Genomic DNA, 18,809 nt, shown 5'->3' on the forward strand with positions numbered 1-18,809 from the left:
ATTTCCCGGGGCAGAGAGGATGAACCCACTAATGAGTGGGGGGTAGATGGCTTAACCGACGGGCTCCGGAGGCGTGTCGGGAGGCCGTTCGGGACGATGGGTGCAATGTTGTTTCGGGCGGGACAAGAGCGAATTTTGGTGGGGCAAAGCCAGTGTAACCCTCAATTTGCGGGCATGGATTTGCATCCAGAAACATCATACTATCCCGCTATCAATCCAGAAACCCTATCTTCGCGCCACAAATAGCGGATCGGGCCTCCCGAGCCAGCCCAACCACCAACATAAAACACAAGCTGTATGGCTACTACATCGGACATTAAGAACGGCTTTACGTTCAAGCACAACCAGGACATCTACACTATCGTAGAGTTTCAACACGTGAAGCCAGGTAAGGGGCCGGCTTTCGTCCGTACCAAATTCAAAAGCCTTTCTACCGGCAAAGTCCTGACCGAAACTTTCCCCTCCGGCCACAAGATCGAAGAAGTACGCGTGGAGCGCCACAAGATGCAGTACCTCTACAAAGATGATATGGGGTACCACTTCATGAACAACGAAACCTATGATCAGGCTGCGATTGCAGACTATCTGATCGAGAACCCGGGCATGCTGCGTGAAGGAGATACCGTAGAAGTATTGTACAATACGGAAAACAACTCTCCCCTTACGGTAGACCTGCCCCAGTACATCGAAATGGAAATCACCTACACTGAGCCAGGAATTAAAGGTGATACAGCGACCAATACGCTGAAACCTGCTACCGTAGAGACTGGTGCAGAAGTACGGGTGCCTTTGTTCATCAACGCCGGTGACCGGATCAAGATCGATACGCGCACCAACACTTACGTTTCCCGCGCTAAAGACTAGTAGGGCTGCAATACAGTCGTGTTGCTTTACGCGCGGATCTTCCGTGCACCGTGTAGCGACTATATTGTGCCATCGTGAGGTGTTCCTGTTCCCGCAAATTGCTGCTGCCGAAATTATTTAGCATGCAGCAGTCTTGCTCTGCCCTCATAACGTGGCAGCGACGACAATACCCCACACGACATTATTATACGATTACATTACTATTTATATTGAGGACCAAAACAAACTCGTCCGTATGACGCTGAAAGAAATCCAGGAGTTGATCAAGCTCGTAGCCAAAACCGAACTTTCCGAATTCCGTTACAAAGACGGAGACGTAAAACTGCACATTCGTGGTAAGTCCTACGTTGGCAGCGGAGGTGGTAACCGCCAGTCCGGTGCGGGGCCATCCATCATTAATGTTCCCGCAGCAGCTCCTGCTTACGGACCTGCTCCGGCAGCTCCTGCTCCGGCAGCACCCGTTGCTCCGCAAGCACCCGCTGCACCCGCGGCCGCGCCTAAAGCAGATGATGAAAGTCGCTACGTAGAAGTGAAGTCACCCATGATCGGTACTTTCTACCGTTCTCCTTCGCCCGACAAAGACCCTTACGTGAAGGTGGGAGACATGATCAAAAAAGGCGATACGGTATGTATCGTGGAAGCAATGAAGCTGTTCAATGAAATTGAATCTGAAGTAAGCGGGAAAATCGTGAAGATGCTGGTAGATGATGCCTCTCCGATCGAGTATGATCAGCCGCTCTACCTCGTAGATCCAGCTTAAGCATTTATTGTACAGAGTATTTGTACCGTGGCGTTCAGCATTCGGACTGCACACAATTCGTGGGCATCCCGAATGCCGGATACCAACGCCCAGATACTATTAAGTAATACTTCAACGGTACCGGCCTTCCCCTTTGTGTGGGGCATGTACCGACTGATATAAAGCTACGCCTTCTATGGCTGAGAAGTTCAAGAAAATCCTCATCGCCAACCGCGGCGAAATTGCTCTGCGCATTATCCGGACAGCCCGGGAGATGGGCATCAAAACAGTTGCGATCTACTCTACGGCAGACCGGGAAAGCCTGCACGTTCGTTTTGCCGACGAAGCAGTCTGCATCGGCCCTCCCTCTTCTACCGACAGCTACCTGAGTATTCCCAAAATCATGGCCGCGGTGGAAATCACCAACGCAGATGCCGTGCACCCCGGTTACGGGTTCTTGTCGGAGAACGCTGACTTTGCGGAAATCTGTACCGAATACGGCGTCAAATTCATCGGGCCAAAGCCAGAGCACATCCGCCAGATGGGTGATAAGATCACGGCTAAAGATACCATGATCAAAGCCGGTGTACCGGTAGTGCCGGGAGACGGCGAGTTGCTGAAAAGCGTCGAAGATGGCCTTCAGCAGGCAGAAGTAATGGGCTACCCCGTTATCATCAAAGCCACCGCCGGAGGCGGTGGAAAAGGAATGCGTATGATCGCCGCCCCGGAAGAATTTCAGGGGGCGTGGGACAGCGCCCGGGCCGAAGCCAAAGCGGCTTTCGGTAACGACGGAATGTACATGGAAAAGTACATTACGGAGCCTCGCCACATCGAAATTCAGGTAGTAGGAGACCAGTACGGAAAAGTTATTCACCTTTCTGAACGTGACTGCTCCGTACAGCGCCGCCACCAGAAACTTCTCGAAGAATGCCCCAGCCCGTTCATGACCGACGAACTACGCGAACGCATGGGCCAGGCCGCCATTAAAGCCGGTGAAGCCATCAATTATGAAGGGGTGGGAACGGTAGAGTTCCTCGTTGACTCTGACCGGAATTTCTACTTCATGGAGATGAATACCCGTATCCAGGTAGAGCATCCGGTAACCGAAGAAGTTCTTGATCTCGACCTGATTCGGGAGCAGATTAAAGTTGCCTACGGAGAACACCTGACCGGTATGAACTACGTGCCGAAAGGTCACGCGATCGAGTGCCGGATCAACGCTGAAGACCCCTGGAATAACTTCCGCCCAAGCCCGGGGAAAATCACCAGCTTCCACAGTTCCAAAGGACACGGCGTACGGGTAGACACCCACGTTTACGCCGGTTACACGATCAGCCCCTACTACGACAGTATGATCGCGAAGATCATCGTTCGGGCACCCACACGGGCGGATGCCATCACCAAGATGGAAAGAGCACTGAACGAATTCATCATCGAAGGCGTCAAAACAACCGTCCCTTTCCATCAATGGCTGATGAAGCAGGAGGATTTCCGTGAAGGGAATTTCGACACCGGCTGGTTGGGGCAACAGACCTTGCCAAAAGGATAAGCGCCTGCGGGCTTGATTTTCCGTAATAAAAAAGCGTTCAGTATCCTAACTACCTCATATGGTTGTCAGCATACTGAACGCTTTTTTTTTGGGAGCACAGCTTGAGCTTACGCAGCCATTTTCAGAAGTTCAATAGTCTTCTTGATGCCTTCTTCTTCGGAGAGGCTGTCTCCTTCGTACTCTACGCCGATCCATCCGGTGTAGCCAGCATCCTTGACGGTTTTCAGGATTTTCTTGTAGTCCGATTCTTTTTCCCAGCCATCTGCATCGAAAACGTTGGCTTTGGCGGATACTGCTTTGGCGTAGGGCATGAGTTCCTCAACGCCTTTGTAACGATCGTATTCTTCCAGGCAATTGCGCCAGTTCCCTTCTTCGCGGGTGATGCAGAAATTGCCGAAATCCGGTAGTGTCCCGCAGTTGTCCATACCCGTGTTCTTGATGACATTGGCCAGCCATTGCCCGTTGGAACTGTAGCCTCCGTGGTTCTCGACGATGACGTTGATGCCGTTGGTTTTTCCGTATTCAGACAGTTTTGCGAGCCCTTCAGTAGCAGCTTTAGCAACTTCTTCGGCGGTGCCTTTTCCTGCGGCGTTGACGCGGATGCTGTGGCAACCGAGGAATTTGGCGGCGTCAATCCACTTGTGGTGGTTGTTCACGGCTTCCATCCGTTTGTTCTTGTCGGTATCGCCGAGGTTGCCTTCGCCGTCGCACATGATGAGCACAGAGGTGACGCCGTTGTCGTCGGCCCGTTGTTTCATTTGCTTGAGGTAGTCCATGTCGGTAGCCTTGTCCTTGAAGAACTGGTTGACGTATTCGATGCCGGACAGGCCGAAGGTTTCGCGGGTAACTTTGGCGAAGTCGAGGTTGTCCATTTCACCGGCTTTAAGGGTGCGGTGGAGGCTCCATTGAGCGAGGCTGATGTCGAACCACAGGGAGGGCTCGGCAGCAGGTGCGGGGGTGGCTGCTTCGGCAGTAGCTCCGTCTTCGGAGGTAGTGCTGTTACCACAACTCAGGAGGCCGGTAGTGCCCAGGAGGCCGAGCGCAAGGCCAGCTTTGGAGGAAGTGCGGAGGAAATTTCGTCTTTGCATGAATGTGTGTTTTTGGAAGTGTAGAGATACGGAAAATTTAGACTATTTCTGTAGTCATTAACTTACAGCATAACCAATTACCTGAAGCAATGGCAAAGAACGAACCCAAAACAAAACCCACCGCAGTAAACCCACAGACTTTTGTGGCTGCAGTCGAAGATGAGCAGAAGCGTGCAGATGCAGAATGGGTGATGGCCATGATGGAGGAAGTTACCGGAGAGCCGCCCGTGATGTGGGGCCCAAGCATTATCGGGTTCGGAACCTACCACTACGTCTACGAATCAGGGCGCGAAGGCGACTGGATGCTTACCGGATTCAGCCCGCGGAAAGCGGCTCTTTCGATTTACCTGATGAGCGGCCTTAAACAGGAGGAAGAGTACCTGGCCAAACTTGGGAAATACAAAACGGGTAAGAGCTGCCTCTACGTAAAGCGACTGAGCGATATTGATACCGATGTGCTGCGCGCGATGGTGGTGGCGTCGGTAGCTAAGGTTCGGGCGGGAGAGATCCGGTACTGAGCCATGCTTGCCCTCTAACCTTTATTGCACCCGCGGCCGCGCCCGGATTGCCCCTCGTCATTCACCATGGAAAATCCTTGAGCCACTCTCCCCGCACAGTGGTGCCGGAAGACTGTCGGAATTGGGAGGACAGAAATTATAATGTTTAAACTTTTTTCTCCGGAGAGTGCAACCCCGACGAGAGGGATGCGTCTATACGAATACACTAGTAGTTAGACATATCCACATGAGACGAATCAACCTGTTATTACTGTTGCAGCTTCTTTTATTTGCAGGACTTTACGCGCAGAGTACCCGCCCGGAATACACCACCACACGCATCGAAGGCGAAGCGCCAACCATAGATGGCCACCTCGATGATAAAGCCTGGAACCAGGTAGAGTGGGGCGGCGACTTTCATCAGCGCCAGCCCAGCGATATTGAACCGGTGAGCCAGGAAACCGCTTTCAAAATCCTTTACGACGACCGTTACGTCTACGTAGCGTGGCGCGCCTTCGATACGGAACCGGAAAAAATTGAAGCCCGCCTTGGCCGGAGAGATGATTTTCCCGGCGACTGGGTAGAGATCAACTTCGATAGTTTTAACGATAAGCGTTCCGGATTCTCTTTTTCCGCCTCGGCGAGCGGCGTGCGGGGTGATGAGTTCATCAGTAACGACGGCAACAACTGGGACAGCAGCTGGAACCCGACCTGGTTCTTCAAATCGAGGACTGATGACCAAGGCTATACAGCAGAAGCGCGGATACCACTCTCTCAGCTCCGCTTCGGCAAGGAGGAAAACCAAACATGGGGCCTGCAGGTGAACCGTCACTTCTTCCGCGGGCAGGAGCACAGCTCCTGGGCTCCCGTTAAACAGACCCAGAACGGATGGGTTAGCCGGTTCGGCGTACTGAAAGGGCTAGATGGCATCAAGGCCCGTAAGCCTCTTGAGATTCAACCCTACGTACTCGGCCAACTGCGCACCGGCGGAGACTTCGCCGGAGATGATCCCTTTGAGCGTACTACTGACACACGCCTCAGTGCAGGCTTCGACGGCCGGGTAGGAATAACGAACGACGTAGTGGTAGACTTTACCGTGAATCCTGATTTTGGCCAGGTAGAAGCCGATCCGGGAGCCATCAACCTGGATGGCTTTCAGATTTTCTTCCAGGAGCAGCGTCCGTTCTTTGTTGAGGGCCGGAATATCTTCGATTACCGCCTGACCCAGGCTGAAGCCGGGGGCTCGTACAATGGCGATTTATTGTTTTACAGCCGCCGGATCGGAGGTGCGCCCAGCAGGTTTGTTGGCGAAAACCCGGGAGTTGGCAGGTTTGTACAGCAGCCTGAGAACACCACGATTATCGGTGCTGCCAAGGTGAGCGGTAAAACGCAAAGTGGCCTTTCGTTGGGGCTGCTGTCCAGTTTCACGGAGCGTGAGTTCGCCACAGTTATTGACAACAACGGTGAGAGCAAAGAGCAGGTAGAGCCTTTCACCAGTTACAACGTTGGCCGGGTACAGCAGGATTTCAACGATGGGCAAAGCTCCATCGGGGTAATGCTTACCAGCGTGAACCGGGATTTGCACACCGAGGAACTTAACTTCCTGCACAACAATGCTTACTCCAGCGGCGTCGATCTGGTTCATCGGTGGAAAGACCGGGCGTGGCAATTGCGGGCGAACATGGTCTGGAGTCAGGTACGTGGTTCGGAGCAGGCCATTACACGCACGCAGCGGGCCTTTGAGCACAACTTTCAGCGACCGGACGCAGACCACCTTTCAGTTGACAGCACGGCCACCCGCCTCAACGGTACGGGCGGTACGGTAGCTATCGGCGAGTTCAACGGCGACTGGGTCTTTGAAACGGGAGCAACTTTTCGCAGCCCGGGGCTGGAGCTGAACGATATCGGTTTTCTCAACAACACGGAACAGATGAACTTCTTCGCGTGGGGTGCCCGCCGTTGGCGGAACCCGACCAAAGCCTTTAACCGGTTCCAGTGGAACCAGAACATTTATGCGGGCTGGGATTGGAGCGGAGCGGCCCTGAACCGCAGTTACAATACCAACGTTTGGGGGCAGTTCAAGAATTTCTCCAATTTCAACTTCTTCGTTAATCTGGAACAACAGGACATTAGCCGGAACGCACTGAGGGGCGGGCCCCTCTTCCGGAGATCTCCCGGTTTTGCGACCGGAGGAGGAATCGGGACCGACCAGCGGAAAAAACTCCGTGCTTACCTGTACTTCAACGGCGGCCAGAGCTACGACGGAAACGTGATGGGAGGATCAGTAAGCCTGGATGTAGCCTACCAGCCTACCGATGCCCTTTCGTTGAGTGTTGAGCCAAGCTTTAATCCGTCTACCCGCCGGGATCAGTACATCACTACACAGACTATTGGTGGGCGTACCGGCTACATCCACGGCCAGATTGAACAGCAGGTCTTCAGCCTTACGATGCGGGCGACGTATAACCTTACCCCCGACTTCACGATCCAGTACTACGCTCAGCCATTCGTGGCCCGGGGCGTGTACGACGAATTTAAGATCGTGGACAATCCGCTGGCTAAGGATTTTGACAATCGTTTCATCGTTTTTCCCGAATCCTCCGTCACCTATGACGCTGTAAACGATAACTACAGCATCAACGATCAGGAAGACGGGGCCACCGACTGGGCGTTCAGGAACCCGGACTTTAATTTCCTGCAGTTCCGCTCCAACCTGGTCATCAGGTGGGAGTACCGGCCCAGTTCAACGGTGTTTTTGGTATGGTCTCAGGGTACTTCGGGCGGCACCGATCCGGCCAAGGGCGTTTTCTCTGCCTTGTCCGAAGATTTATTTGCCGGAGACCTGCGGAACACTTTTTTGGTAAAGGGAACTTACCGGCTGGTGAGGTAGCAGCGTGCACGATTTAGCTGGTCTTTATCAGGATTTGGCTGTTCTTTAAGTTGGAACTGCAGAGAACATCAATTTTCTTCTGCCTTTAATTCATCTTTCTTCTCGTCTTTTTATCAAACAATCCTGAGCTTGCTTTATGACGTGGCTTACCGTTTTTTTTTAGGGCCGTCTTGGTGGTGTGTTCGATCGCTGCGCAGCCTGATTTGCGCGCACACCCTGTGGAAACAAAGGTTACGGAGAAGGAGATAAGAATAACAATAAAGTAAACCCGTAGCTGTTTCATACGTTGTAGCGATTGTGCATTTGCCTTTGAGAACGCCAAAATTGGGCATTTAAGCACGAAAAACCTTATCAAATCAAAAATTTAGCTCAAAAATGTTGCAAGGGGCTTTCTCCCGACCAATATTTGCCGCTCTTAATCCATATCCAAAATCCTGAACCAATGAATAAAGGAGAACTCGTGGCGTCTATCGCCGACAATGCTGGTCTTACTCAAAGCCAAGCCGAAGCTGCTCTTAGCGCCACTCTCGACGCCATCCAGGGCGCCCTCAAAGGCGGCGACAGCGTAAGCCTCGTAGGCTTTGGTACTTTCTCTGCCAACGAACGCCCTGCGCGCGAAGGCCGTAACCCACGTACCGGTGAGACCATCCAGATTGCTGCTAAAACCGTTGCTAAATTCAAGCCCGGTAAGAAACTCAGCGATGCTTTGAACTAGTCTTAACCGACCAGTTAATCTTAAATGATCAGCGACCCGCTCTCCTTGTGAGGGTGGGTCGCTTTCGTTTTCGGCAAACCCCGGCACGCAGGGAGCGACCTGAAGGTGGAAGAGATCACCGGCAGGAGAGCGAACATCCTCACCATTTCTACCTTATAAAAAGTAATGCACAGTTAACGGCAAAAGACTTAGCTTTGCATTTAACTTATCTCCCGAAAAAATCGTTTTCGGAGAAACAACCAAGATTTTATGGCAGACATCCAAGAACTAGAACGCATCGCCAGCCAGGTGAGACGCGACATCATCCGCCAGGTTTACCTTTGTCAGAGTGGTCACCCCGGTGGTTCCCTCGGCAACGCTGACCTGCTTACAGCGCTATATTTTGAGGTGATGGAGAATGACCCCAGCTTCAATATGGAAGGCAAGGGTGAAGATATTTTTCTCCTCTCCAACGGTCACATCAGTCCGGTGTTTTACTCCGTACTTGCGCACCGCGGTTACTTCCCGGTGAAGGAACTGGCGACTTTCCGCCAGATCAACTCCCGCGTTCAGGGCCACCCAACTACCCACGAAGGACTGCCGGGTATCCGGATCGCATCCGGCTCTTTGGGCCAGGGCCCGTCCGTAGCCTGCGGTATGGCACTCGCCAAACGCATGAACGGAGACGACAAGACCATCTTTGTACTTACCGGCGACGGCGAGCAGCAGGAAGGCCAGATCTGGGAAGCAGCACTCTTTGCTCCCCACAACAAACTGGAGAACCTGGTACTCATCATCGATGACAACGGCCAGCAAATCGACGGACCTACCGAAGATGTACTCAAGCTTGGCAGCTTTGAGGACAAGTACAAGGCTTTTGGTTGGGACATCATGCACATGGACGGCAACAACATGGCCGAGACAGTAAAGGTGCTCAAAGAAGCCCAGGCCAAGCGCAACGGTAAGCCAACCTGTATTGTGATGAAAACAGCAATGGGTAAAGGGGTAGACTTCATGGAAGGAACCCACCACTGGCACGGAAAGGCCCCGAGCGAAGAGCAGACAAAAGTTGCTCTGGCTCAACTGGAAGAAACCCTTGGTGACTTCCCGGCATAACCGGCCCTTCCTTAGCTGCTAACGAGCACCCCGGTTACCTCAACTTGTAACCTTCACTGCTACCGTCCCCCCCCCCCCCAACATTGCACCTGCGCGCCCGCCCAGATGCCTCTCCTAATAAAGAATTTCATAGCTATGCTATCCTTAGATAAATTGCAACAAACTGGCAAAAAAGCCACCCGCGATGGTTTCGGCGCCGGCCTTAAAGCCGCTGGCGATCAGCACGACAACGTAGTCATGCTTACCGCCGACCTGCGCGGCTCCATGAAGTCTGAAGACTTCATCAATACTTACCCCGATCGTTTCATTCAGTGTGGTATTTCCGAAGCCAACATGATGGGCGTTGCCGCCGGTCTTGCTACTTCGGGTAAGATCCCGATGACGACGACTTTTGCCAACTTCAGTACCGGCCGCGTTTACGATCAGATCCGTCAGAGTATCGCTTACAGCGATAAAAACGTGAAGATTTGTGCCAGCCACGCCGGCCTTACCCTCGGCGAAGATGGTGCTACCCACCAGATTCTTGAGGACATCGGTATGATGCGGATGCTTCCCGGCATGACGGTCATCAACCCTTGTGACTACAACCAGACCAAAGCTGCTGTGCAAGCCATTGCCGACCACCACGGCCCGGTTTACCTGCGTTTCGGTCGTCCCGGATGGCCCATCTTCATCCCCGAAGATCAGGAGTTCGTGATCGGTAAAGCGCTGCACCTCAACGAAGGCTCCGATGTGTCCATCTTCGCGACCGGCCACCTCGTATGGCACGCCGTTGAAGCTGCGCGTGAACTCGAAGCCGAAGGCATTAGCGTTGACCTCATCAATATCCACACGATTAAGCCGCTCGACGAAGAGGCGGTGATCGCCAGTGCCAAAAAGACCGGCGCGGTGGTGTCCTGCGAGGAGCACAACAAATACGGTGGCCTGGGCTCTGCTATCGCGGAATGCCTGAGCAAAAACCAGCCTACCTTCCAGGAGTACGTCGCTACTGACGATACCTTTGGTGAGTCTGGAACCGCCGCTCAGTTGCTTGACAAGTACGGCCTTGGTGTCAAAGACATCGTTGCCGCAGCTAAGCGGGCGATTGCGAAGAAATAGTATTCAGCCTGTCGCTGTTTCGATGCACGATAAAACGGCTCTCTTACTTCGGTAGGAGAGCCGTTTTTTTATGGCGCGGACGCAGGTGCAAAAAAAAGTTCAAGAGGCAAGGAGTACCGCTGGCGCGGCTTCAGCCGCAGCCTTTGAAAATAATCTTTGTAAGGCAAGGGCTAAAGCCGAACCTGCTGTAACTTGACCCCAAACTGGTACATCATGGAAAACCCCATCCGCATTACTCTGGCCCGTAAGAAAACCGAACTGAAGCAGATCATTGAACTTCAGAAGAAAAACCTGCTGGAAACAGTAGATGAAAATACGGCCAAAGATCAGGGCTTCGTTACGGCGGTACACAAGTACGAAGTACTGGAAGCCATGAACAATGCCGCCGCGACGGTGATTGCTAAAGACGGCAAATATGTGGTTGGTTACGCCCTTACCATGAAGCGGGAGTTTGCCAACGACGTCCCAGCCCTCACCGAACTCTTCCACCAGCAAGACGAAGCGATCTGGAACGGTAGCCGCCTCGGCGACGAGAATTATCTCGTGATGGGCCAGATCTGCGTCGCCGAAGAAGCACGCGGTCACCGCGTGGCCGACCGGATGTACAAATACATGCGGTCTTGCTACAGCCTGCATTACCCCTACCTCGTTACGGCCATAGATGCCCGAAACACGCGGTCGCAACGCGTGCATGAGCGGGTGGGCTTTAAGGAGCTTGTGCGCTTTTCATCGGAAGAAACGGGGAAGGACTGGATCATTGTCATCTGGGAATGGCGGGAGTGATTTCTGCACTTATTACGATAAAAGGCCGCGGACCGGAAGCTGAAGGCTGCGCTCTTCTGAGCGCGTGGTTTTTTTTGGGGCAAGGCAGACGCATAGGATTCGATTTTAAGCTTTTAACTCGAGACCATAGTCACCGCCTAAGAGCTTGCAACCCAAAACGCGTAGCGTTTTCACTAGCCCGTCCCCCGTGGAGAGGGGATTTGCATCCGATCCGTAAACCAGGGAGGAGAGTGAACCATTTTCCGACATCCGGGATTATAGCACTATGTCTCAACCAACCCTCTTTTGGCACCGCCGCGATCTAAGAATACACGACAACGCTGGCCTCTACCGCGCGCTCAAGGCTGGCGGGCCGGTTATTCCCATTTTCATTTTCGATTACGAAATCCTGACCCAGTTGCCTTCTGAAGACGCGCGCGTCGTCTTTATCCACAATAGTGTGACGGAGTTAGCGGAAGCATACCGGGAGCATGGCGGAGACCTGCGGGTCTACTATGGCAAGCCACTAAACGTATGGGATGAGATCAGAAAGGAGTATGACCTCGCTGCTGTTTATACGAATCGTGATTACGAGCCCTACGCTAAAGTCCGTGACCTGGCCGTAAAGGAATTACTGGCAAAACACGGTGTCAGTTTTCATGACTTCAAAGATCATATCATCTTTGAGAGCGAGGAAGTACAGAAAAACGACGGAGGCCCCTATACCGTCTACACGCCTTACTGGCGTAAATGGAAGACGATGATGGAAAGCCGGATGGTGCCGTTTGAAGGAGGAGAGGTGAGCTTTTACCTCAAGCCTTACCCAACGGAGAAATACCTGAAAAACCTCAGGCAGGGTAAAGCGAAGGAATCGATCCCGACCCTGGCAGAAATGGGGTTTAAAGAGGTTAAGCCGGACATCCCAGCTAAGGAGGTGCCGCGCAAGGTCATCCGCACTTACGATGAAACCCGCGACATTCCCGGCGTAAAGGGAACCAGTGAGCTGAGCGTACACTTCCGCCACGGAACTGTCTCCATCCGTGAAAAGGCACGCAAGGCACTGGGCCTGAACGAGACCTACCTGAAAGAGCTGGTGTGGAGAGATTTTTATTCCAACATCCTCCAGGCTTTTCCGAAGGTGGTAGATGGCCCCTTCCGCGAAGAGTACAAAGCAATACCGTGGGAAAACAATGAGGAGCAGTTCAAAGCCTGGTGCGAGGGCAAAACGGGAGTACCTATCGTTGACGCAGGAATGCGCCAGCTGAACGAATCGGGTTGGATGCACAACCGGGTGCGGATGATCGTAGCCAGCTATCTCACCAAGCACCTCCTCATCGACTGGCGCTGGGGTGAAGCCTACTTCGCAGAGAAACTGCTGGATTACGAACTGGCCAGTAACAACGGCGGCTGGCAGTGGGCCGCTGGTTGCGGTACCGACGCCCAGCCCTACTTCCGGATATTCAACTACGACAGCCAGCAGAAGAAATTCGATAAAGACTACAAATACGTCAAAGAGTGGGTGCCGGAGTACGGGACTCCCGATTATCCCTCAGAGCCCCTGGTGGAACACAAATGGGGCCGGGAACGCGCACTGCGCGTCTACAAAGAAGCACTTGCGGAGGCAAGAGGAGAGAAGTAAGAAGGAGCACGAGCCAGCTGCCGGAGGAGAGGATTTAGTAAGCTCGCCCTGCACCTGCGATCGCGCCGAAAAAAATACTTGTTTTAACGCCGATAATGGGGTGAGTATGGGGTTGAGTTAGGGTAGTGATAAAACTAACTTTGTGGCAAACCCAATCACCGCAATGAATTCCTTCCTTTCCTCCGTCATGCTGACGGCCCTCACCCTCATTTTTACCACGAACGTTTCTGCTCAGGCACGCCTGAACCTGTTTACCGATTGCCAGTGTAACAAAACCCTGCTGAAGCAGGAAATCAACTATGTCAACCATGCGCTCGACCCGGCCAGCGCACAGGTCAACCTGTTCATCGTCACCAATTACCTGAGCAATGGCGGCAAGGTTTTTAACCTGAGTTTTAAGGGGCAGCACGAACTGGAGGGTAATCAACTGAGCTTTAAGGTGCCCGTATCAGCCGTGATGACCGGCCGGGAAGTAGATGAGGAACTAACAAGCCGGATCAAGCTCGGTCTTGCGGGCTTTCTGGCGGGGACCTCTTACGCCGCCCTGGCTGATGTGAAGGTAGATATCGAAGAGGAAAACCAGGATGAAGCGGAAGACCGAACAGACAATTGGAATGCCTGGATTTTCGAAGCTTATGCCCGCTTCAATACCAATAAGGAGAGCCAACGGGGCCGTACCGATCTGCGTATGGGGTTCGAGGCCGACCGCACAACCCCCGAATTGCGCGTTCGCTTTGCACCGAACTTCTTTTACCGGAGTCAGTCCGTTACCCAAACCGATGGCTCTGAACTCATATCGTTGCGTAAAGACATCTGGGCCAATTCATCGGTGGTGAAGAGTATCGGTGATCATTGGTCGGTTGGCTTTTTTGCCAGCGGAAGTTCCTCTACCTTCCGGAACATCGATTATGGAATCTGGATCGCCCCGGCGATTGAGTACAATTTTTTCAACTACAACGAGGTCCCGTTCAAAGAATTTACGGTCGCTTACCGCGTGGGCTGGACGCACAATGATTACAGCGAAGAGACGGTCTTTTTAAGAACAGAGGAAAGTCTGGTCCGGCAGGTGCTCGACGCCAATCTGAGGATGCGCCAGCGCTGGGGGAACATCTTTGCGGGGCTCTCCGGCGGTAACTATCTCAACGATTTCAGCAAAAACCGCCTCTCGCTCAACGGTCAGGCAGATGTGCGCCTCATCAAAGGGCTTTCTTTCAATGTTGGCGGTAGCTACCAGATCATCAACGACCAAATCAGTTTGCCGCGTGGTGAAGCTTCCGTAGAAGACATCCTTTTGGGCCAGTCTCAGTTAGCGACGAACTTCGAAGCAGACCTCAGTTTTGGGCTCAAATACACCTTCGGGTCGCTTTACAACAACGTGGTCAATACACGACTGTAATCAGGAGGAGCTTTCACTCTGCGTTCAGGATACAGTTTACCTCGATTCGGGGAGCTTAACTCTGATCATCAGTTGCTCGACTTCCGGGCCCCACTCATGAAAGCTGACTATTTTCCCCCGGCTGTCAACCCTGACTGCAGAGGGCAGGTAACCGGTGCAATTGAGGCGCAGACAGGTTTTTGACGTTGCCTGAAACAAAGGGATGAGAATCCCTTCCTCTTCGATCAGGGTTCTGATGTGATCCCCCGAGCTGAAACGGGAAATGGCCACGAGATCGAACGTTTCGCGCTGTTGTTCCGGGATGGACTGGTAGAGGCTGTCCAGTTTCAACAGCTTCTTTTCTCCCCGGAACCCGCCCCAGAAGTATATGATGAGCTCTTTCCCCGGGGTTCGTTTAATGTGGGTGAGGCTACCGTCGGGGTCCTTGACGGGAACCTGCTTGTAGTTGAGGTCTATCTCGGCGGTAAGCGACAGGCCCCGGCTGTTGGTCAGGCGCTCAATGATGATCGAGCCGTAATCTTCTCCGATGGAACGAAGGACATACGTATGTTGCCCGACCCGAAAAACGGTTTGCCGACTCACGGGGCCTACACTTTCCATATCCAGCACGATGGGCATGGTATCGTTGCCCGGAGTGGTGAGCAGTAGTTGATCCGGTTGGGGCTGGTATTCCCGGAAATCCCAGTCGAAAGCCGGGCCGGTGGTATGGATAATTGCGATCCTGATCGAATCTCCGCCCAGCACAACGTCCGCAGCCGGGATGTCTACTCTCACGCGATGGTTGTTGAGCAGAGAAATGATGTTGATTCCGGAGTCGATGGAGTCGATTTTTCGCTCCCACCCGGGGTATTGCTGACGGGAACGGTAACCGGTGGGTGATTCCGTCATTTCGTACCAGATCCGGTCGCTGCGGAATTTGAGGTGTGGCCCTTCCTGAACGATGGTGTCCTGTGTATTCCAGATTTCGGCCCACCTCGTAGAGTCTTCGATGGAATAGTAAATCTGTTTATAACTGTAGGTGACGTTCTTGATGCGTTTGTCTAACCTGATTTCCTGCACGAGGGGGTTGGCTTGAAAATCGGGTGCACACGCGGTGAGTGCACCCAAAAGGGACGCAAGGATCAGAGAAATGAGGGAAGCGGGTTTCATCCTTGCAAGGTCGGGGGCAGGGTGGAGGCGAGCAACTTTCGGGGTGTGAATAAATGGTTAAAACACCGAGCGATCAGCCTGCCGACCGGGCGCGGCCGCAGGTGCAATAATGGTTGTTCGGGAAGGCCCGGACTGTTTTGTGCGGGGCTGACTCTAGTTCAGGCTTTTGTCCGGCGCCGGAGCCGCAGCGTGATAATCCCGCGCAATGATGTCGGCGTATTTGTCGAGCAGTTCACGTACCCTGGCCGAAGAATCGGACGCAACAATCACCCCTACGTGCTGGGGCTTGTCCATTTTCCAGACAACCTCGGGGTCATTGAAAGGAGCCATGTCTGGCCGCTCGAAGCGAGAGAGGGAGACGACGATGCCGGCCTGATCGTAGCGGCGTTCGGGCAAATGATAGGCTTGTTTGTGTGCTTTTGCGGATTCGAGCCTGGCCCATTCTTCCCACAGGCTGATGCCTGTGGCGGCTTCTACCATTTCGGCAAGGTGGGCGCCGCCCACCCGGCTGGCGGTTTCCAAAAAAACGAACTCTCCGGAGGGAAGCTTAATGAACTCGGTGTGGCTGGCGCTGAACTGCATCTTGAAAGCGTGCATCACGTCGGCCGTAAGCCTGCGAAGGTGCTCGGCATCAGCATCGTTGTAGGGGACGCTAACGGAGCGGAAGATGCCCCCGCCGTGCGCCACCTCGAAGGGAGTGTCAAGGTAGCGGGAAACCTGGCAGAAGACGATTTCGCCGTCGACGCTGATCGAGTCGGCATGATAGACATCGCCGGGCCGAAACTGCTCAACGAGGTACTGGCTGCGCTTATCGCCAAGGCTGTGTACTACCCGCCAGAGCTCTTCGGCGGAGTGGACTTTTGTGATTCCCGTGGCGCTGGCTTCGCCGCGCGGCTTCACCAGGCAAGGGTACTCAATGGTGTTCGCAAACTCCGTCAGCTCAATGTCGTTGAACAGCGAAGAGAACTTCGGTACCGGCACGCCCTGGTCACGGGCTTGTATTCGCATAGCGAGCTTATCGCGGAAATAACGGGCCGTGGTTTGGCCCATGCCCGGAATACGAAACTCCTCACGGAGGTAGGCGGCCTTCTCTACGTCAAAATCGTCCATGGCAATGATCCGGTCGATCTTGCGGCTTTTCATCAGCCAGGCCAGGCCTTTGGCCAGGTTGCCGAGGTTGGCCGGTTCGTTGCTGTCGGACTCCATAAACAGCATTTCGTCAATTGCTTCGGTGGGCCAGCCGATGTGCTCCAGCTTCTTCATCGTCAGCAATATGATGTTATTGCCGGCGGCTTTGGCTGCTTTCAGAAAAGGAGCACCTTTATGGTAACAGGAAATGCAGAGGAAAGTCATAGTTAGATCGTTGGTCTTTTGGATCATTGATTTTTCAGAGGAGCCGCTGTTGCACGCCCCAACATTTATTGAGGGCCACGGGAAGGTGTACGCTACGCAAACGGCTGCATTCTTATTAATGCGCAACTGCGAGGCAATAACCTCCGGTAAATCTAACCATAGTTTTGTGAAATGCATTGTTCTCCGATAAACTTACTTTGCATCCTGCGTTTGCGCCTGAAAATGGACCGCAGGTGAACCCAAAAAGCCCCGGAGGTTGTACTATTGTTGCGGTTACCGCCGATATGCCTGCGGTGACCCTGAATTTTTAACAATATAAAACACTAATAATGGCTCTCGTAGAATCCACCATGCTTCCCATCGGTACCAAGGCACCCTGGTTCGAACTGCAAGACACGATCTCACCGGTACAACTGAACCTCGACGATGTCCGGGGCGAAAAGGGCACCCTCGTCTATTTCATCTGCAACCACTGTCCCTACGTAATTTACACGATCGATGAACTGGTGAACGTTGCCATGGATTTTGAAGATAAAGGCGTTGGCGCAGTTGCCATCAGTAGCAATGATGTCGATAATTACCCCCTCGACAGCCCCGACAATATGGAGGCTTTCGCGATGAAGCATTATTTCAATTTCCCCTACCTCTACGACGAAGACCAGTCGGTTGCCAAAGCCTACGCCGCCGCCTGCACACCTGATATTTACCTTTTCGACGGAGAAGATAAACTCTACTACCGCGGCCGCCTCGATGCCAACCGCCCCGGCTCCGGCCTCGGCTCCGACGGGAAAGACCTGCGCGCCGCCATCAAATCTATGCTCGCCGGTGAACCCTCTCCTGAGAAACAGTACCCAAGCGCCGGCTGCAACATCAAATGGAAGTCTTAGAGTCGGGAGTATCTGAGTCGGGAGTCGGGAGTCGTGAGTCACGACTCCCGACTCCCGACTCCTATACTCCCGACTCCCGACTCAGACACTCCCGACTCCTACACTCCCGACTCCCGACTCAGATACTCCTGATTCACCAACTCTCCCCTCCGGACTTCACGCACCTTATACGGCCGTTTGTTCTGGCTTTCGTAGTAAGTACGCATCAGGACTTCTACGATAATGCCAACGGTGATCAATTGGATCCCGGCCATTACGAGCAGGACACCGAGGATGAGAATCGGTCTTCCCCATACATCTTCGCCCATCAGTTTGATCACAAAGAGGTAGACATTGATCAGTGCTCCGATGCTGAAGAGTAACAGGCCGGCCTGCGCAAACAAGTGCATCGGCTTCTGCATGTATTTCTTGAAGAAAAGCATCAGCATAAGATCGCTTACTACTTTAAACGTGCGGCCAAGGCCGTACTTACTGACGCCGAACTGCCGGGCGTGGTGGCGCACGGGAATCTGCGTGATACGGGCGCCTTCCAGGCTGGCAAGTACGGAAATGAAACGGTGGAGCTCACCGTAAATCCCCATGTCTTTCGCTATTTCGGAACGAAATACCTTCAGTGCACAACCGTAGTCGCGGAGGTGGACGCCGCTGAGGTTGCGAATAATCCAGTTGGCGATCCGGCTGGGAATCTTGCGGAGCAGCGCTCCGTCCTGGCGGTTTACGCGCTCTCCCACCACGAGGTCCCATTCGTCGCCCTCAACGAGTTTGAGCATGTCGGGGATGTCGAGCGGATCGTTCTGGAGGTCACCATCCATTGTGGCGATGAAATCGCCCCTTGCGATGTCGATGCCCGCCATAAGTGCGAGGCTTTGACCATAGTTCTTGCGGAACTCCACAAAAACGAGCCGGGGGTCATCGATGCTTTTGAGTTCTTTGACGGTTCCATCGGTACTGCCGTCGTCTACGTAGACGATCTCGTAGTCGGTGATGTTGGCGCCCAAAAGGGCGCCGTTGATCCGGTCGATCAGGGGCCGGATGTTCTCTAGCTCGTTGTAAACGGTTACTACTACGGATAGCTTCATGGAGGCAAA

At 53.4% G+C, this 18,809-nt stretch carries 16 protein-coding genes; 12 read left to right on the forward strand and 4 right to left on the reverse strand.

The annotated features are described in order from the left end of the window. Positions 1-297: 297 nt before the first annotated feature. The 3 genes from efp to accC all read left to right on the forward strand — a co-directional run bounded on the left by efp (position 298) and on the right by accC (position 3,152). Positions 298-864, forward strand: coding sequence for an elongation factor P (gene efp, locus FUA23_RS04115; RefSeq protein WP_147929453.1), 567 nt, complete (start codon positions 298-300; stop codon positions 862-864). A 235-nt stretch (positions 865-1,099) separates the two neighbouring features. Next, positions 1,100-1,624, forward strand: a complete 525-nt coding sequence (gene accB / locus FUA23_RS04120; protein WP_147929454.1) for an acetyl-CoA carboxylase biotin carboxyl carrier protein — start codon at positions 1,100-1,102, stop codon at positions 1,622-1,624. A gap of 175 nt (positions 1,625-1,799) precedes the next feature. Continuing rightward, positions 1,800-3,152 carry an acetyl-CoA carboxylase biotin carboxylase subunit gene (gene accC, locus FUA23_RS04125; RefSeq protein ID WP_147929455.1) on the forward strand — a complete coding sequence of 451 codons (1,353 nt, stop codon included), beginning with the start codon at positions 1,800-1,802 and terminating at the stop codon, positions 3,150-3,152. A 107-nt stretch (positions 3,153-3,259) separates the two neighbouring features. On the opposite strand, the gene FUA23_RS04130 is transcribed toward accC, so the two are convergent. Then, positions 3,260-4,240, reverse strand: coding sequence for a sugar phosphate isomerase/epimerase family protein (locus tag FUA23_RS04130; RefSeq protein WP_147929456.1), 981 nt, complete (start codon positions 4,238-4,240; stop codon positions 3,260-3,262). An 89-nt stretch (positions 4,241-4,329) separates the two neighbouring features. On the opposite strand from FUA23_RS04130, the gene FUA23_RS04135 reads away from it, so the two are divergent. From FUA23_RS04135 to FUA23_RS04170, 8 genes are all read left to right on the forward strand, one after another. Beyond that, positions 4,330-4,758 (forward strand): DUF1801 domain-containing protein, encoded by a 429-nt coding sequence (locus FUA23_RS04135; protein WP_147929457.1) that lies wholly within the window; start codon positions 4,330-4,332, stop codon positions 4,756-4,758. A 226-nt stretch (positions 4,759-4,984) separates the two neighbouring features. Next, complete coding sequence (locus FUA23_RS04140; protein WP_147929458.1) at positions 4,985-7,627, forward strand: DUF5916 domain-containing protein; 2,643 nt, start codon at positions 4,985-4,987, stop codon at positions 7,625-7,627. A gap of 418 nt (positions 7,628-8,045) precedes the next feature. After that, the gene (locus FUA23_RS04145; RefSeq protein ID WP_262713692.1) at positions 8,046-8,342 is read left to right on the forward strand and encodes an HU family DNA-binding protein; all 297 of its coding nucleotides are present in this window, start codon (positions 8,046-8,048) and stop codon (positions 8,340-8,342) included. 249 nt (positions 8,343-8,591) lie between these two features. Beyond that, a complete protein-coding gene (locus FUA23_RS04150) occupies positions 8,592-9,437 on the forward strand; it encodes a transketolase (RefSeq protein ID WP_147929460.1) in 846 nt (281 codons plus the stop codon). Between the two features lie 135 nt (positions 9,438-9,572). Then, positions 9,573-10,535: a transketolase family protein gene (locus FUA23_RS04155; RefSeq protein ID WP_147929461.1), complete on the forward strand. Its 963-nt coding sequence runs from the start codon at positions 9,573-9,575 to the stop codon at positions 10,533-10,535. Positions 10,536-10,748: 213 nt separating this feature from the next. Beyond that, on the forward strand, positions 10,749-11,318 hold the full coding sequence (locus FUA23_RS04160; protein WP_147929462.1) for a GNAT family N-acetyltransferase: 570 nt from the start codon (positions 10,749-10,751) through the stop codon (positions 11,316-11,318). A 265-nt stretch (positions 11,319-11,583) separates the two neighbouring features. After that, the gene (locus tag FUA23_RS04165; RefSeq protein ID WP_147929463.1) at positions 11,584-12,936 is read left to right on the forward strand and encodes a cryptochrome/photolyase family protein; all 1,353 of its coding nucleotides are present in this window, start codon (positions 11,584-11,586) and stop codon (positions 12,934-12,936) included. 142 nt (positions 12,937-13,078) lie between these two features. Continuing rightward, a complete protein-coding gene (locus FUA23_RS04170; protein ID WP_147929464.1) occupies positions 13,079-14,332 on the forward strand; it encodes a hypothetical protein in 1,254 nt (417 codons plus the stop codon). A 36-nt stretch (positions 14,333-14,368) separates the two neighbouring features. On the opposite strand, the gene FUA23_RS04175 is transcribed toward FUA23_RS04170, so the two are convergent. Further along, positions 14,369-15,481 (reverse strand): hypothetical protein, encoded by a 1,113-nt coding sequence (locus FUA23_RS04175; protein WP_147929465.1) that lies wholly within the window; start codon positions 15,479-15,481, stop codon positions 14,369-14,371. Between the two features lie 153 nt (positions 15,482-15,634). Further along, entirely contained in the window at positions 15,635-16,834 is a 1,200-nt protein-coding gene (locus tag FUA23_RS04180) for an ATP-grasp domain-containing protein (RefSeq protein ID WP_147929512.1), read from the reverse strand. A gap of 329 nt (positions 16,835-17,163) precedes the next feature. On the opposite strand from FUA23_RS04180, the gene FUA23_RS04185 reads away from it, so the two are divergent. Then, positions 17,164-17,721 (forward strand): thioredoxin family protein, encoded by a 558-nt coding sequence (locus tag FUA23_RS04185; RefSeq protein ID WP_147929466.1) that lies wholly within the window; start codon positions 17,164-17,166, stop codon positions 17,719-17,721. 98 nt (positions 17,722-17,819) lie between these two features. Here FUA23_RS04185 and FUA23_RS04190 read toward each other — a convergent pair whose 3' ends face one another. After that, entirely contained in the window at positions 17,820-18,800 is a 981-nt protein-coding gene (locus tag FUA23_RS04190) for a glycosyltransferase family 2 protein (protein ID WP_147929467.1), read from the reverse strand. Positions 18,801-18,809: the final 9 nt, after the last annotated feature.

Origin of the sequence: Neolewinella aurantiaca (assembly GCF_008014675.1) — a bacterium.
Classification (GTDB): Bacteria; Bacteroidota; Bacteroidia; order Chitinophagales; family Saprospiraceae; genus Neolewinella; species Neolewinella aurantiaca.